10 protein-coding genes are annotated in these 15308 nt (G+C 46.9%); 2 read left to right on the forward strand and 8 right to left on the reverse strand.

Annotation, left to right across the window (positions count from 1 at the left end; all coding sequences use genetic code 11):
• Positions 1-4 precede the first annotated feature (4 nt).
• From ABD031_RS09000 to ABD031_RS09010, 3 genes are all read right to left on the reverse strand, one after another.
• Positions 5-1273 (reverse strand): outer membrane beta-barrel protein, encoded by a 1269-nt coding sequence (locus ABD031_RS09000; protein WP_343850524.1) that lies wholly within the window; start codon positions 1271-1273, stop codon positions 5-7.
• A 208-nt stretch (positions 1274-1481) separates the two neighbouring features.
• Complete coding sequence (gene rseP, locus ABD031_RS09005) at positions 1482-2795, reverse strand: RIP metalloprotease RseP (protein WP_343850526.1); 1314 nt, start codon at positions 2793-2795, stop codon at positions 1482-1484.
• On the reverse strand, positions 2795-3961 hold the full coding sequence (locus ABD031_RS09010) for a 1-deoxy-D-xylulose-5-phosphate reductoisomerase (RefSeq protein WP_343850527.1): 1167 nt from the start codon (positions 3959-3961) through the stop codon (positions 2795-2797). Before ABD031_RS09010 ends, rseP begins: the two co-directional genes overlap by 1 nt.
• A 222-nt stretch (positions 3962-4183) precedes the next feature.
• Here ABD031_RS09010 and ABD031_RS09015 point away from each other — a divergent pair, with 222 nt between their 5' ends.
• Positions 4184-5623 carry a S1C family serine protease gene (locus ABD031_RS09015; protein ID WP_343850529.1) on the forward strand — a complete coding sequence of 480 codons (1440 nt, stop codon included), beginning with the start codon at positions 4184-4186 and terminating at the stop codon, positions 5621-5623.
• A gap of 158 nt (positions 5624-5781) precedes the next feature.
• Here the strand turns inward: ABD031_RS09015 and ABD031_RS09020 are convergent, their stop codons facing one another.
• The 3 genes from ABD031_RS09020 to ABD031_RS09030 all read right to left on the reverse strand — a co-directional run bounded on the left by ABD031_RS09020 (position 5782) and on the right by ABD031_RS09030 (position 11342).
• Positions 5782-6492 (reverse strand): SusD/RagB family nutrient-binding outer membrane lipoprotein, encoded by a 711-nt coding sequence (locus ABD031_RS09020; RefSeq protein WP_343850531.1) that lies wholly within the window; start codon positions 6490-6492, stop codon positions 5782-5784.
• 205 nt (positions 6493-6697) lie between these two features.
• Complete coding sequence (locus ABD031_RS09025) at positions 6698-8092, reverse strand: SusD/RagB family nutrient-binding outer membrane lipoprotein (RefSeq protein ID WP_343850533.1); 1395 nt, start codon at positions 8090-8092, stop codon at positions 6698-6700.
• 46 nt (positions 8093-8138) lie between these two features.
• The gene (locus ABD031_RS09030; RefSeq protein WP_343850535.1) at positions 8139-11342 is read right to left on the reverse strand and encodes a SusC/RagA family TonB-linked outer membrane protein; all 3204 of its coding nucleotides are present in this window, start codon (positions 11340-11342) and stop codon (positions 8139-8141) included.
• Between the two features lie 302 nt (positions 11343-11644).
• Here ABD031_RS09030 and ABD031_RS09035 point away from each other — a divergent pair, with 302 nt between their 5' ends.
• Entirely contained in the window at positions 11645-12061 is a 417-nt protein-coding gene (locus ABD031_RS09035) for a nucleotidyltransferase substrate binding protein (RefSeq protein WP_343850537.1), read from the forward strand.
• A 300-nt stretch (positions 12062-12361) separates the two neighbouring features.
• On the opposite strand, the gene ABD031_RS09040 is transcribed toward ABD031_RS09035, so the two are convergent.
• Complete coding sequence (locus ABD031_RS09040; protein ID WP_343850539.1) at positions 12362-13411, reverse strand: YncE family protein; 1050 nt, start codon at positions 13409-13411, stop codon at positions 12362-12364.
• Positions 13408-15291, reverse strand: a complete 1884-nt coding sequence (locus ABD031_RS09045) for a TonB-dependent receptor plug domain-containing protein (RefSeq protein ID WP_343850542.1) — start codon at positions 15289-15291, stop codon at positions 13408-13410. Before ABD031_RS09045 ends, ABD031_RS09040 begins: the two co-directional genes overlap by 4 nt.
• Positions 15292-15308 lie beyond the last annotated feature (17 nt).

Consider the following 15308-nt stretch of genomic DNA (forward strand, 5'->3'; position numbering starts at 1 on the left):
GCGCTCAAAATTCTAAACCGATCTGAAATGAAAATCTGTCTCTAGCGTATTCCGAATCATTCGCGAACAAGCTAAACTGATAGTACTCTTTTTGGGAACTGACTTCGAGCTCACCAAACAGCCGAACCATCTCGGTGAGTGAAAAACCATAGCCGACTTTCACTCCTGAGATAAAATTGGAATCGGTGACTGTGGTAATCGCCTCTTCCCAAATCAACGTTTCTCCCGAGCCAAAAACCCGTTCGTCAACTATCCCATTCGACAAGGTCACCTGCTTGGCCCAGAGCCCGGCAAACACACCGACATACAAGTCCGACTGTTGGTTTTTGACCACACTATAATTGAGGCTCACCGGAACGTAAAATGCTGTTTCCCTCACATCCTCGGAAGCAGTCCACAGAAATTGCGGTGCCTCGTAGCTGGATATCACCGTGGTGTTAAAAATGGAATACCCCAGCCTCAAATCCATGCTGAGTCGCGGTATTATCCTGAAATCATGAATCCTCAAGCCAGCAAACCCCTGAAATCCGGAATTATTTACCAATTGATCATTTCTCCCTTCATCTTTTTGGGGATTGCCCAGGGAATAATACGGCATTCCGATTCCTGCTGTCGGCGAAAGTTGCAACATGGGCACGCGCTCTACATGAACCGTATATTCGCTTCCCTGACAGACATAGTAGTCTTCCAACAAGCGGACGATTTGGTCTTGGTGGTAGTTGAGCCGGTCGACTCGTGGATAGAGCATCACCGCACAATCCCCATTCAAGGCAGTCTTGAGAATGAAAATAAAAGGCTTGTATTGCTTGCGGACTGTCTGACCATTCCGCTCAATATCCCGTTGGTAGGCGTCAAGCTTCCGATAGCTTTTACCATCATCGAAAAACAGACTGCCTCGATACTCGCTCAACTCCAAAGTGCCTGACACGAGTATTTGCACAAAGGACAGACCCGTCTGACCGGGTAGCTGTCTTGAAAAAAACAACTGCCCATTATCCAAGCCAAAGCCCTTGAGATCTGCGGGGAGATAATGCTTCACCGCTCCGGCGGATTGGAACCGGATTTCGGAATAGAAGGTTTTGTCAAAATTTCGGAGGATTTTTCCAAAAAGCTTTTCACCTGAATTCAGAACTACAAAGTCTGACTCTCGTCCCGAGGTCGGATCGAGGTCTGTCCAGTTGATGTCCCCATGTCTGTTACTTTGAGAGAAAGCCTGAGGCGGAGAATAGAAAATCCAGCCAAACAAGGCAAGTAGCGTAATTTTTTTAAGCATAAAACTAGAATTGAATGTCTAGTTAAGAAGGAATAGATAAATTAACTATTGTCTAAAAAGCTGCACAAATAAGATCCTGAAACACTGATAAATAATTTCTTTCCGGTCTGGCTTTTTTGATTTTGGACAAAAAAAGACCGGGTCATCTCTGACCCAGTCTTATCGTAGCATTCGTTCGAAGGTTCTTCGGTCTCCCGTCTTCCGTCTCTTAATTAAACAGCTTCAGAATATCATTTCCTATAGCAAACACCATCAGGGCCAGCAGGATAACCATCCCGACTTTTTGGGCGTTTTCCAGAAATCCGTCCGAAGGAGTTCGACCGGATACCATCTCATAAAGTAGGAACATCACGTGCCCTCCGTCCAGTGCAGGAATAGGCAGCAAGTTCATGAAGGCCAAAATCATGGATATCATGCCGGTAATCCCCCAGAACTTTCCCCAGTCCCAAGATGCGCCATAGATCTTTGCCATACCTATCGGTCCGCTGACGTTTTTGGCTGAAACCTCGCCGGTGAACATCTTGCCAAGTGCCCGAGCATTGACGATGACTACTCCAAAGGCCCGGGAAGTGCCTTTCACCAAAGCCTCACCCACGCCATAATTCCTTTTAACCGGTTGGGTCAGGATTGATGCAACAAATCCCATCCTTGCCTCATCATTCACCGCAATCGTGAGGGTATCAATAGTGGCTCCACTTTGTCTGACTACTTCCGCAGACTGATTGGCGGTTTCTTGCAAAGAAGCGTGCAACTGGTCAAAATATTGGATTTCCTGACCGTTCATTGCCAGAATTTTATCTCCGGTACGAAGTCCGGCCGCTTCTGCAGCGCTGCCCGGATCCACGCCTCCGACTTCAAAAGGAAGGCGGATTCCGACAAATTTGGTAAAAGCCTCCTCAGAATTGAAAGTATTGATGAAGCCTCTCGGTATCTCGATTTTAAGGATTTCGCCATTTCGATCCACGGTATAAAAGCCATTTTCGCTTAGCAATGCCGATCCGCTGGTCAGTTCCGAAATGCTTGTATAGGGCTCGCCGTTGATATCAAGAATTTTATCACCAGTCTTCAGGCCGATAGATTCTCCATATTCGTAGGCTACGATTCCGTTTTCTTTGACTTGCTCGCTAGAATAGTATGTTTCCCCGTTGCTGTAAACCAAAGCCCAGAAAATAAGGATACCGGTGACGACATTGACGATAATTCCTCCTAGCATCACGATGAGTCGCTGCCAAGCTGGCTTGGATCGAAACTCCCAAGGCTGAGGTGGCCCAGCCAACTGTTCGGTGTCCACGGATTCGTCCACCATGCCGGAGATCTTTACAAAACCTCCCAAAGGAATCGCTCCTATAGAATATTCAGTCTCTCCCCATTGAAATCCGGCGATCTTCGGAGGAAATCCGATGGAGAATTTTTCTACTCTCATGCCAAACATCTTGGCGGTAAGCAAGTGGCCCAACTCATGTAGCCCCACCAGGATCGACAATCCCAGGAGCAACTGGCCCACCATAATCAATGTTTCCATTATACTTTCGACTTAATTAATTGATCTGTAATAATTCTTGTTTCCCGGTCAGATTCCACATAATCTTCCAAGGTCGGACGAGCGATGTAAGTAGCCTTTTCCATGGTGATTTCTATCAAATCAGACATTTCCAGAAAACCAACCTCATTTTTCAAAAAGGAAGCGACGACTATTTCGTTCGCAGCATTTAGAATACAAGGCGCATTTCCACCTTTAGCCAAAGCATCAAAAGCCAGCTGAAGGTTCCGGAAAGTTTTCAAATCCGGTTGCTCGAACGTCAATTGGGGATACCTGAGGAAATCAAACCGCTCGAAATCACTTTTGAATCGAAGCGGATAGCTCAGGGCAAACTGGATGGGGATACGCATATCTGGCAAGCCAAGTTGCGCTTTGATCGAACCATCCTCAAACTGAACCAGTGAATGCACGATGCTCTGCGGGTGGACTACTACTTCTATTTGCTCCGTTTTCAGCCCAAAAAGCCATTTGGCCTCAATCACTTCCAATCCTTTGTTCATCAGGGACGCGGAGTCGATGGTGATCTTGGCGCCCATGTCCCAGTTGGGATGCTTGAGTGCTTGCTCCCGTGTTACAGTTTCCAGAAAAGCCCGGTCTTTGCCGCGGAAGGGTCCGCCCGATGCGGTAAGGATGATTTTCTCGATCGGATTATGGAACTCCCCTACCAAACACTGAAAGATCGCCGAATGTTCTGAATCCACGGGATAGATATTGACTGCGTTTTCCTTTGCCAACTTCGTGATCAGCTCACCGGCCACGACCATCGTCTCCTTATTTGCCAGTGCAATTTGTTTACCGGCTTTGATCGCGCTTACCGTTGGAATCAATCCGGAATAGCCAACCAATGCGGTCAAAACCACGTCGATGGTATCCATTTCGACGATTTGGGCGATTGCTTTTTGCCCGGCAAAAACCTTGATATCGTGAGGGAGAAGGGCTTCCTTGACCTGCTGGTAATTGGCCTCATTTCCGATGACCACTGCATTTGGCTGAAACTCCAGCGCTTGGGCGATCAGCAAATTGGAGTTATTCTGGGCGGTAAGAACCTCCACCGTAAACTTATCGGCGTGCTGACGGATTACATCCAATGTCTGAGTGCCAATACTTCCGGTACTTCCGAGGATGGCTACACGTTTTGTTTCTGTCATTCAGTGGGATTAAAAACCAACAAAAAACCTCTGCTTTTGGGGAAAGGTTTCCGGTTGAGGCTGACAAAATTACCAATTGAAAAGACTTTTCCTTGTACAATCCGTCAGATTTTGGGAATTGGAAAAATTATTGCCTCTTCCTCCGGTGAAATATTTCTTAAATTTTGTAAAGGAACCCCAAGGTAAACAACTTGTAGAATGCATATCCGATTAAATAGACCTATGAAAACTCTGATCAAATCAATTGCAATTCCATTTGTCGCAGGACTCTCGGGAGCGGCACTTTGGACAAGTATAGATTCGGAACCTACCGGTTCTGAATTCCCTTTAAACGACGCTTATTCGGTGGCTCATAACCAATTTACTTCTCAATATACCCCTTCGGAAATGCGAGTAGACCCGACCATTTCCTTTGTCGAGGCATCTCAAAACAGCACCGAGTCTGTCGTTTTTATCAAAAATTTCAGCGGTACCGATCCCAGCAGGTACAGCATGTTTGACTTCTTCTTTGGCACCGGGCCGCAACAGCAGGTAAGCACCGGATCCGGTGTGATCATGTCTAAAGACGGCTATATCATCACCAACAATCACGTAATTGAGCGCGCAGAAACCATCGAAGTCGTCCATCAAAAACGAACCTATCCCGCAAAGTTGGTCGGAACGGACAAAAACACCGATATCGCCGTACTCAAGATCGAGGCTGTGAACCTCCCGGAAATCAAGCGTGGAAGTAGCCGCAATCTCAAGATCGGCGAGTGGGTATTGGCAGTAGGAAACCCATTTAATCTGACCTCAACCGTGACCGCCGGGATCGTTTCGGCCAAAGAGCGTCAGATCAATATTTTGGGGGGAGAGTTTCCGTTGGAAAGCTTTATCCAGACCGACGCTCCCATCAATCCCGGCAACTCCGGAGGTGCGCTGGTCAATGTAAATGGCGAGCTAGTCGGAATCAATACCGCGATTCTTTCCCGAACAGGAACCTATACCGGATATGGTTTTGCTGTGCCGGTAGACATAGCGGTGAAGATTGCCAATGACCTGATCAAATTTGGCGAAGTCCAAAAAGCTATTCCGGGAATGGACGTGGTCGAGCTGACTCCTGAGTTGGCGGAAGAAATGAAGATTAAAAGTCTGGACGGTGTGATCATCACTCACGTGGTCAATGAAGGCGCCGCTGAAAGTGCTGGGCTGATGAAAAACGACGTGGTAACCAAGGTAGCGGACTGGAAGATTATAGGAAAAGGCAGTTTCGAAGAGGCGATCTCTTATTATTATCCAGGTGACAAGATCAACATAGAATATACCCGTGGAGGAAGCCCACAAGTCGCAGAATTAACCCTGCAGAATCTGGAAGGCACGACAGGGGTAATCAAGCGGGAATTCTACAGCTCAGGACTGCTGGGTGCAAAACTCGAAGCTGTCAATACCATAGAAAAAGACCGGCTGAAAATACCCTATGGAGTCAAAATCACCTCACTGACGAGAGGATATCTCCGGGATCTTGGATTCCGAGATGGATATGTGATCACTCATATCAATCAAATTCCTGCAAAAGATCCGGATGTCGCGGGAAAATATCTGGAAAACTACAGCGGTCGGCTAAGACTCGAAGGTGTCGCACCCAATGGGCAGCCATTTTTGCAAAGCTTCAATGTGAGATAAAACAATCTTGCCAAATCTAAAGTTATATATATAATGAGGCTGTCGTCGAAAAACCGGAGTGCAAAAAGTTGTCAAATCACCGGAGTTAGATAAAAAAAGTCCCGGGAGAGATCCCGGGACTTTTGTTTGTTAAATCCGACCCGTTTAAAGGGATTGGATTAGTTCACATCCCACCACAGTTTGGTATCCAAGCCGTCTTCGCCTTGGCGAGCTACAGCCTCCAGATAGTTGTCTGTGTTGATATCACGCTCGGTAGTAGGATAAGCCTGTCTTACCGGGATCTCCTTACTGGAGTTGAGCGCTGCTTCGGCTGGGGCCAACACTGGATAATCCAGCCTTCTCCACTCTGCCCAAGACTCAAATCCTTGAAGGAAAAGCGCTACCCACTTTTGGTAACCGATCTTCTCTATACCTTTTGTAGCATCCCAAGCCACATCTGGCTGCGCAACGAAGGCGTCAAAAGCTGCCTGAGAGTACACGCCATATTGTCTGAATGAAGCCGCAATCGCCTTCAGGTAATGCTCTTCAGCGCTCTCACTGATCCATCCTTTCAACGCCGCTTCAGCCAAGCTGAATTCGATCTGGGAAGTAGTCAGGATTGGCAATTCCGCATTTTGTTCACGGATGGCCATGCCCAAGTAAGAAACCTCGGCATTGGTGATGGATCCGGCTTCTGCATTGGAGATACCATAAGGCATCGACACAATAGTACCTGTATTGGCAGCTGGGTCAGCATACACAGCCAGACGAGGGTCACCAAGCGGCTTCATGTAGTCATACATGGTGTTGCTGATCGCATAATCGACGCGAGTCAAGTATCTGCCATACCACGGGTTTTGGTTGTTGGCCTCGCACCAACTGACAGCCATTTTTGCAAAATTTCAATGTAGGTGGCTAAGCGCAGATACGCCTCTCTCTATAGCTTTAACATCCGGCCCATCTCCTTTTCGGAAAGAGTTACCTCTTTTACCTAGCTGCCATGAATAGAAAAAAAAACCGGCTTAAACAACCGGTTTTTTAAATTATTAAAACTACTGTTTTATTTTTTTAACAGCTTTTGATCTGTATTTACAATCAGTTGACATTCCACCAAAGTGGGGTGGCGGAACTATCACCACCTATGGCCGCAGATGCAGCATTTTTATTGGTGCCATTTAGAGTTGCTTCATTGACAGGATAGATTAGGCGCAATGGCACAACCAGTCCTTCGACGGGTGGCAACAAGGTTGGTGCGTCCAATCTTCTCCATTCCAACCAAGCGTCAAATCCTCTATTGTACAAGGCAATCCATTTTTGGGTCCCGATTTTATCTTTCCAATCCCCCGCTGCACTATTGTAAGCTACAGAAGACTGTCCCAAATATGCATCCACCTCGGCAGAAGTTCCACCCCAATACTCGATAGATGCAGTAATAGCTTCGTTGTAATGATCTTCAATTGTTCCGCCTACTGCAAATCCTCTTTCCAAAGCTTCGGCAAGTAGAAAACTCACCTCAGAATAATCCAGTAACAATCCTTCATTGTCAGGAGCAGCTACTTTTGCACTAACGGTAGAAAAGTCGGGATAACTGTTCGTATACCCATATATACCTCCAACATACTCACCATCCACCTGAGTGAAGAATTGCTGTCTTCTAGGATCCTCCAGATCATTCATGATATCTACCAAAGTATTGGCAGCAACATAATCTTCTCGGGTACTATATATACCGGTCACAGAATTCGACACCGGGTTGTTGTTTGGCTGCGACGAGAGATAACGTAAGACAGCATTGTCATCATTACTGGTAAAGACATTCGGTGCAGCTTGTTCGACAAGAGACTTGGCTTGGGCGGCATCCACATCGGCTATCACCATGGCCAATTTCAGCTTGAGAGAGTTTCCAAACATTACCCATTTTTCCATATCTCCTTCATACAGAAGATCTCCATCCGCATAGCCTGCAGCAGTGTCGTTAATTAAGCTCAGAGCATCGTTCAAACGCACAAGAATGGCATTGTAGGTAGTCTGCGCATCGTCATATACTGGTAGCGAATTTTCCGGATCAAGTGCCTGCGTGTAAGGAACATCACCGAAGGTATTTAACAGAACAGACCAAGCGTATACTTCCATGATCTCAATCTGCGCCAATTGGTTATTCTTTACACTCTCAATCGTCGCAGTGTTTTCCATCACCAGCCTTTTGGATTCCTTGAGATCCGACAGGACATCGCGGTAAAGACTCTGCCACATATTCTGGGGAATAATCCTGGAGGTCATATTATACCGCGGTTCATCCAGATACGTGGTCGCAGTCCAGTGTTGAACATAGAAACGGTAGTTGTTGGAATTGACGCTCGCCGAGGTCAAGGCATCCGTCAGGTTCTTCACGGCGTTACTAAACAGCGTCTCACTGGGTACCGCAGCCGCATTTTTTTGACTCACATTATAGTCATCCAAGCTGTCAACGCAGGACGTTGCAAGTAACATGGATGAACACAATAGACTTAAAATTATCTTTTTCATTTCTGCAATTTTAGAAATTCAATTTCACGTTAAAACCATAGTTTCTCATAGCTGGATAGGCACCACTCTGATAGCCTCTGGCAGAGTTTCCATTTCCTAAACCTTCTTCAGGGTCAGAATATTCCATATTCTTATGGATGATCCATAAGTTGCGTCCCACCAACTCCAAATCGATCTTTTTGATCGCGCTATTGCTTCCGAAGATTGAAGATGGCAAGGAATAAGAAAGCACCAATTCTCTCAATTTCACATAGCTACCATCATAGATATACAGAGATCTTGGAGTGCCCACATAGTTATTTGCGGCATAACCCAAAGGAGTCTGTCCATCACCATTTTGGTTTTCTGCATAGATGTCGTTAGGCGTACCATCTTCTTTTACACCAGGCAACAACATTCCCCCACCCTCCGATACTGGAAGTCGGGAAGGGTTCCCTTTGTCATTCAATCCGGCAGTCTCAGGATATATCCCGGTGGCATCGCCATACCACCTGTCAAGTGACCATACATCGCCACCTTTGCGGATATCAATCAGGAACGCAAGTGATAAGCCTTTATAAGTAAAGGTATTGTTGATGCCACCTAACCAGTCCGGATTTGGATCTCCAATGATCGTACTTGGGTCAGCGCCCACCATATAGTAGCCATTCTCATCAACAGTTCTTTGTCCGTTGGTATAGACAAAGTCATTGCCACGGATCACGCCGTAAGGATGCCCTACAGCTGCGTTGACAGAAACTCCTCCCTGAAAGGATGCCAAAGGCACGTTTTCAACCTTGCTGTCTCCCTCTCCATAAAGACTGATCACCTCGTTTCGGTTACGGGAAAAGTTAAGGCGCATATCCCATGTGAAATTGTTGGTTTGAATCGGAGTCACGTAAGCGCTCACTTCAAAACCCCTGTTTTCAACTTCACCAGCGTTGACATATCTGCGGGTATAGCCTGTAGCTGCAGTAATGTCCACAGGCAAGATTTGATCAACAGTATTGGTCTGATAGACGGTAAAATCAAATCCAAACAAGCTGTTGAAAAAATCCATCTCCAAACCAGCTTCATAACTTTTCTGTCTTTCCGGCTTCAAGTTGGAGTTGTTCTTAGTACTTGGAAGTGAGAAAAGCGGAATCGAACCGAAAGCAGTTGGCTTGTCATAGATATCATAAACGCTCAGAGGAGCGGCATCATTACCTACCTCAGCGTAATTGGCACGGATCTTACCCGCAGAGATCCATGATACGTTTTTGAGAGCATCATTGAGTACGTAGTTCAAACCCGCAGCTGGGTAGAAGTAGGTATTATCACCTTCCGGTAAAGTAGTGGACTTATCCTGACGTGCGGATAACTCCAAAAACAGCTTCTCTCTATAACCAAAGTTGGCATTGGCATAAATACCGTCTACACCTCTACGGGAATATCCCTCTACTGGTGGTGTCATTGGGTTGACAGTATTCGACAGGGAATAAAGTCTTGGAACGACAAGTCCACCGTTAGTGCTCGCATCAATTGAGCTGGTCTCTTCTCTACGGATATTTCCGCCCAACAAACCATTGAAGGACAAATCTTCGGAGATATCCCTGTCGAAGTTCAACATCAAATCATAGTTGGACTCTTTAAAATCCCTATTGTATCTTGAATAAAACGGCACACCCGCACTACCTACTGCTAGTCTTTCCTCCTGCATGTCAGTGGTAGCATTCAGAGTCGCCCTACCCATGACGCTCATCCAGTCGGTAAGCTCATAGTTGAGCATGATATACCCATAGATATTGTCTCTGGCATCATTAGAGTAGTTTTCGTAGCGAGACCAATAAATGTTATCGGAATAGATAGGTCCGGTATTGGCACCGTTCCAGTTCCAGGTTTCGTTTTGTCTGTTTCTGAAGTAGGCAGACTCTTGTTCCCTGACATCCACGTTAGTCTGCCACCATTGTCTGAATTGCTGGTTTGGGTTGGTACCATTGTATCCGACACCATATCTACCAATGCCCTCAGTTCGGGTATAATTTGCCGAAGCACTTACCGTCAGCTTCTCTGTAGCATTGTAAGCAGCAGAAAAGTTGACCATATTCTTATCAATGGTACTGTTTGGCAGGTTGCCTTTGATATCGTTTCGAGTATAACCCAAGTTAAATGTGGTCTCATCTCCGCCGCCGCTAATAGTGATACTTTGATTGGAGTTCAGTCCGGTCTCATAGTACGCGCTGGGATCATTTTCTGCAGCCACCCAAGGCTTGGTCTTTCCAAAGTTGGGAGAGGTAGGATCAATTGCATCCCAGTGATAAACCTGTAAGTTTGGATCAAAAGCAGGCCCATAGGAAGCATCATCTTGAAACCGTACGACCGGAGCTTCCCCACTTCCCAGATCCTGGGAAGCTCGGAATGACTGAATGTAACCAGCACCGTATTCCTTTTGGTATTCTACAAAAGTGGACTTGTCCATGCTACTCCAGATCACACCAGAGTTGATGTCAATACTCATGCTGTTCTTTTTACCTTTCTTGGTTGTGATCATGATCACACCGTTTGCGGCACGAGAGCCATACAGGGCAGTCGCTGCAGCACCTTTCAGCACGTTGATGGATTCGATGTTATCAGGGTTGATATCCGAAGCGGTATTACCAAAATCCACAGCGGAGGGGCTGTTATTGGCATTGCTTACCGGCACTCCATCGATCACGAAGAGAGCTTGGTTGTTTCCGGAAATAGACGAATAGCCACGAATTACTACGTTTGTAGATCCACCCATAGTATTGTTGGAACGGATATCTAAACCGGCAACTTTACCGGAAAGTGTAGATACAAAATCCGCAGATCTTGTCCGAGAAACCTGATCCCCTTGAACCTGCTGGGCAGAATAGGCGAGCTCATTTTTATTTCTCTCGATACCCATCGCAGTTACAACCACTTCGGATAGCTCCGAGGCATCGAACTCCAATACAACATCAATTACCGACTGACCACTTACTGGAATTTCCTGAGTAGCCATACCTATAAAAGAGAAGACCAACACAGTCCCATTTTCTGGGAGGGTCAAGGAGTACTTGCCATCAATGTCTGTGGCAGCTCCTACGCTAGTATCTTTGACTAGTACGGTGGCGCCGGGAATTGGCAAACCGTCTTCGTCAGAAGTTACTGTTCCGGTCACTCTACGCCCCTGAGCAAATGCTACCGCACTTACCAGAAATAGCGAAAGTCCTAAGAATAAGATTTTCTTCATAAGTGTTAATTTGGTTTAATAATACCCTCCAATATGACCTTTAATAAATGGAACCACCTCAAAACCGTACATAAACGGACTCATTCTTGTTATGAACGGGTAATATTCAGGATGAAAAGAGCGAAATTTTTAACATTTTTTTAATATTTGATAAATGCTAAAACAAAAATTAATGTCTATAAGCGCATATTATTTCATTATATAGTATATTACTTTTAAACAAAACCCCTAGATATAAATACTATCCTAAAATATCTTTTTCGAAATTAAAGTAAGTCAAACTATAGAACATCAAAATAAAAATGAAAGCAACCCCCAAAACCTGCGAAGAATTATTAACACAGTTTTCAATCTCACTGGAAGACCTGAAATCCTATGCCACCCGTGGTGAAAGTTCCGGCCTGAGCGAATCCCAATCCCGGGAACTGATCGCCCATTTTGAAGAGACTCACGAACTGGCCTTGAAAGTCATCTCCAAGTATTTTGAAAAACAAGGCAAAGGACCCTTCTCAGGTTCAAGAGATGCAACAGTAGAAGCCTTCCATGCCGAATTGATCGACAATGGCAAGGGCTGGTTGGACATGGTGATCGACCGTATCCAATACAACCCGGTATATGCACTGGATACCCAACAAAATTTCCTTGAAAACATCCGAAACCGCTATATCCGCATGTTTGACAGATTCGAAAGAAAAATGATGGAAAAGCTGGAGGAGTAAAGACAAAAATTCAGCTGGCAGTGGCAATAGGCAAAAAAGCCACAGAGGACGGTCAAAGGTCGATAGCTGGCGGTAACGAATTAGCCAGCCCTAAAACCAAATTCCAGCATTTCTAATCAATTCGCTTGATGCAACCAAACGTAAAAAAGCTGCCAATGAGGCAGCTTTTTATCTTTTATTCGTAACGATGCAGCATCTAGCTTGAAGTTTAATTCGACTTCACTGGCGTAATAGAGCTGAAGTTCAAAACGAAATTGAGCCTTGCCAGGAACGCCCGACCTTCGTCTGTTGACAATTCAATTATCTAAACAAAAAGCCAGACGGCCCTCTGCCGACGTCCAAGGTACTGAGGTCAGCCCCGTCCTTTTCGTAGACATTTACCTCACCGTTTCCTTGGAATCCTTTGGAATTGGCCACATAGACTTTCCCGCGCTCGGAATCGTAGCCGATCCCGTAGAAGCCAGATCCATTCATCCATAGCTTGGCAGAGTTATCAGCCAAAGACACTTCTATAATGTTGTCCACATACTCAGGCCAGCCCGTGCTAAGTGTGACGTAGATTTTGCCGTCCTCGCCTGTTGCGATTCTGCCGGTTGGATTGGCCATCGGAAAAGATTTCACCTCTTTTACCGTCTCGCTGGAAAGGTTCAAAGAGTGAAAGTAGACATTGCTTTCGTCGTATGAATAGACCCATACTTCACCGCTTTGCTCGAAAAACAGAACAGGGCGACCTTCCACCTCGATGGTTTTGGATATTGCCTCCGCATCTGCATCGATGATTTCCAGCTTTCCTTCTTCCGAACCTGCCACCCAAACAAATTTGCCGTTGACAAACAGATCCTCCGGCTTGTTGGATACTTCGATCTTCTTTTTCACGGTCCCTCCATCCAATCCGGAAACTACCGCGATGTAGGAATCCGGAGTTGCATAGCTCGCGTCATAGGGCCCATAATCGGAGATAAAAAGCTTGCCGCTCGCTGCGGCCAGAGACCTTGGCTGATTCAGCTCATCAGTCACCGAACCGACAGATTTGAAGTCGCCCGGATTTACGATCTCCACTTTGCCCGTGTTGGCGACCAGGTACAAGCGATCCTGCTCCAATACCATATCCTCCAGCAATCCTGCAAAAGGACGGTTATTTTCCAACTCAAAAATATCGGCGGTCAAAGTTCCGGTGCTCGGATCCAGGTGATAAACTTCCCCGTCGTTCGTACCAAAGTTCCCTTCGTTCATGATGAGGACACCGGTATCATATTTACCGAGCGGCTGTTCTCCTCCATTATCATTACAGGAAAAAAGTACAAAAATCAGAGCCAGCGCTCCCAGTTGGTTTTTGAGAAGATTCTTCATAAGTGTATAGTTAAATTAAATTGATACGATCGGCCGGGCATAGCCCGGAGGTAGAGGACCTGATAGTCTTTGTCCAGGAGGTTAAGCACCTGAAAGCTGAGCGGAAAGCTGGTATTACCCCATTTGAGTTTGGAAAAAGCAAGTCCCGCATTCCAAATCTGATAGCTGTCCATGATCCGGGCATTGCCGGTGCCGATGGCGCGCTGGCCCACGAAAAAGGAGCCTAGGTTCAGGGCGAGTCCGCCAATCCCCGCGCTGAGATTCCCATTGGCCTGATGCTCTGGCGTGTAGGGCAATTGCTGTGGATTGGAGGGCTCCGTTGTCAGATCCAAAGCCTGAGAATAGGTATAGCTCAAGGCTAAGTCCCAATTCCAATTTCCGATCTTCCATCCCGTCTTGCCTTGGTATTCGACCCCCTGATTTCGCACTTCGCGGATATTCTGCGGGGTCCAAACTGAACCCATCGGCAGCCAGATGATCCAGTTGTCCACCTGCATGCGGTAGTAGGTCAGGCTTTGATCCCAAGAGAAAGCGCCTTCTTTTGTCCAATGAAGCCCGAGTTCCCAGTTGAGGCTTTCCTCGGGAAGGAGGTCTGGATTCCCTCCCGGCTCCCAAAAGCGGTCGTTGAGCGTCGGTACTTTGAAGCCTTTTCCCAGCGAGGCTTTCAGCAAAACTTGCTGCTTTTCATTTCCCCAAAACCCCCAATCCATCCCGATACCTGGCAGGAAGGGCGCAAAACCATCTTGGTAGGCAAATTGACGGAGGTTAAGGGAAAGTGCGAGATCTTCAGCAGCCTGCCAGTTGGCGGATTGGTAAAACTCGTAGCGCTGATCATCGGCGGAATAGGTGCTCAAATCACCTTCCGCAAAGGTCGCCCGGACACCTGCCTTCAGCTTCCAATCAGTTCCGTATTCAAAGTCGTAGTCGGTTGCCAGGGAATATTGCCGGGTTTGGTTTCGGGTTTCGTTGAAAACAAGTTCGTCTTGAACAAATCCGGCTTTCAGGTTCCAGACGGACTGCCTGCCAAAGCGATAGTAGTCCAGCACCGCGCGAATACTTTCGTCAGACTGGGAGTCTTGGGTATTGGAACCCATGGGCGGCTGGATCTCCCGGTTGGATTTTTGCCACCAAAAGGCACCCTTCAGCTGGGACTTTTCACTCAGATTCCAAGCCAAATCCTGTACCCAGCCGATCTGCTCCACTTGGGCATGATCTTCTCGTATTTCAGGAATTCCGGCTTGGGAAAGATCGCGATAGGCAAAATCATTGTCTGCAAACTGTCGGTAAAGACGGGTTTTGGCGCTGAAGACCTTTAACCCTCCAAGTGTTCCAAACCCTTGGAGGGTTTTCTTGGAAGAAAATCCGGTAGACACGGCGGAATTGAACAAACCAAAGCTGCCAAATGTCTGAGAGAATTTGCCTTGGAAACCCGCTCCAAAGTCTGATTGGGTGCCCAGATGCACACTTCCGCCAATCGCTTCATTGCCAAAGAGCGCCCCCGAACTGCCAAACTGTAACTGGACTTCATCCATCGCCTCCACCGGCAGGATGCTGAGATCACTTTGTCCCAGAGAGGGGCTGTTGATGGGAAGGCCGTTCCAAAAAATGGCCGTATGTCCGGCCGATGTGCCCCGAAACGAGGGTGAGGCAAGCATGCCTGCGCCGTATTGCCGGACAAAGACCGGGCTCTTTTCCTGCAAAAGATCGCCCAACGAACGGGCAGAATAGGCACTCAGCGCCTCAGGCTGGAAGGTGAACACCTTTTGCCCCTGCGCAAAACGCTCCAAAGCTGGGGCATAGACCTCCACCTGCTCCAGCGCCACCGTGTCTTGCGGCGCCGAAAAGGCGAAAACAGAAAATACCCAAAGCAAGAGCGTCATGCCAAATCGATTTTGAT

This window comes from Algoriphagus jejuensis (assembly GCF_039523455.1).
In the GTDB taxonomy this organism is placed as follows: Bacteria; Bacteroidota; Bacteroidia; order Cytophagales; family Cyclobacteriaceae; genus Algoriphagus; species Algoriphagus jejuensis.

Excerpts from the sequence above, each read along its gene's own strand:
- ABD031_RS09000 (WP_343850524.1), bottom strand. The coding sequence starts at position 1,273 with ATGCTTAAAAAAATTACGCTACTTGCCTTGTTTGGCTGGATTTTCTAT.
- ABD031_RS09030 (WP_343850535.1), bottom strand. The coding sequence starts at position 11,342 with ATGAAGAAAATCTTATTCTTAGGACTTTCGCTATTTCTGGTAAGTGCG.
- ABD031_RS09025 (WP_343850533.1), bottom strand. The coding sequence starts at position 8,092 with ATGTTACTTGCAACGTCCTGCGTTGACAGCTTGGATGACTATAATGTG.
- ABD031_RS09010 (WP_343850527.1), bottom strand. The coding sequence starts at position 3,961 with ATGACAGAAACAAAACGTGTAGCCATCCTCGGAAGTACCGGAAGTATT.
- ABD031_RS09020 (WP_343850531.1), bottom strand. The coding sequence starts at position 6,492 with ATGGCTGTCAGTTGGTGCGAGGCCAACAACCAAAACCCGTGGTATGGC.
- ABD031_RS09045 (WP_343850542.1), bottom strand. The coding sequence starts at position 15,291 with ATGACGCTCTTGCTTTGGGTATTTTCTGTTTTCGCCTTTTCGGCGCCG.
- ABD031_RS09040 (WP_343850539.1), bottom strand. The coding sequence starts at position 13,411 with ATGAAGAATCTTCTCAAAAACCAACTGGGAGCGCTGGCTCTGATTTTT.
- ABD031_RS09015 (WP_343850529.1), top strand. The coding sequence starts at position 4,184 with ATGAAAACTCTGATCAAATCAATTGCAATTCCATTTGTCGCAGGACTC.
- rseP (WP_343850526.1), bottom strand. The coding sequence starts at position 2,795 with ATGGAAACATTGATTATGGTGGGCCAGTTGCTCCTGGGATTGTCGATC.
- ABD031_RS09035 (WP_343850537.1), top strand. The coding sequence starts at position 11,645 with ATGAAAGCAACCCCCAAAACCTGCGAAGAATTATTAACACAGTTTTCA.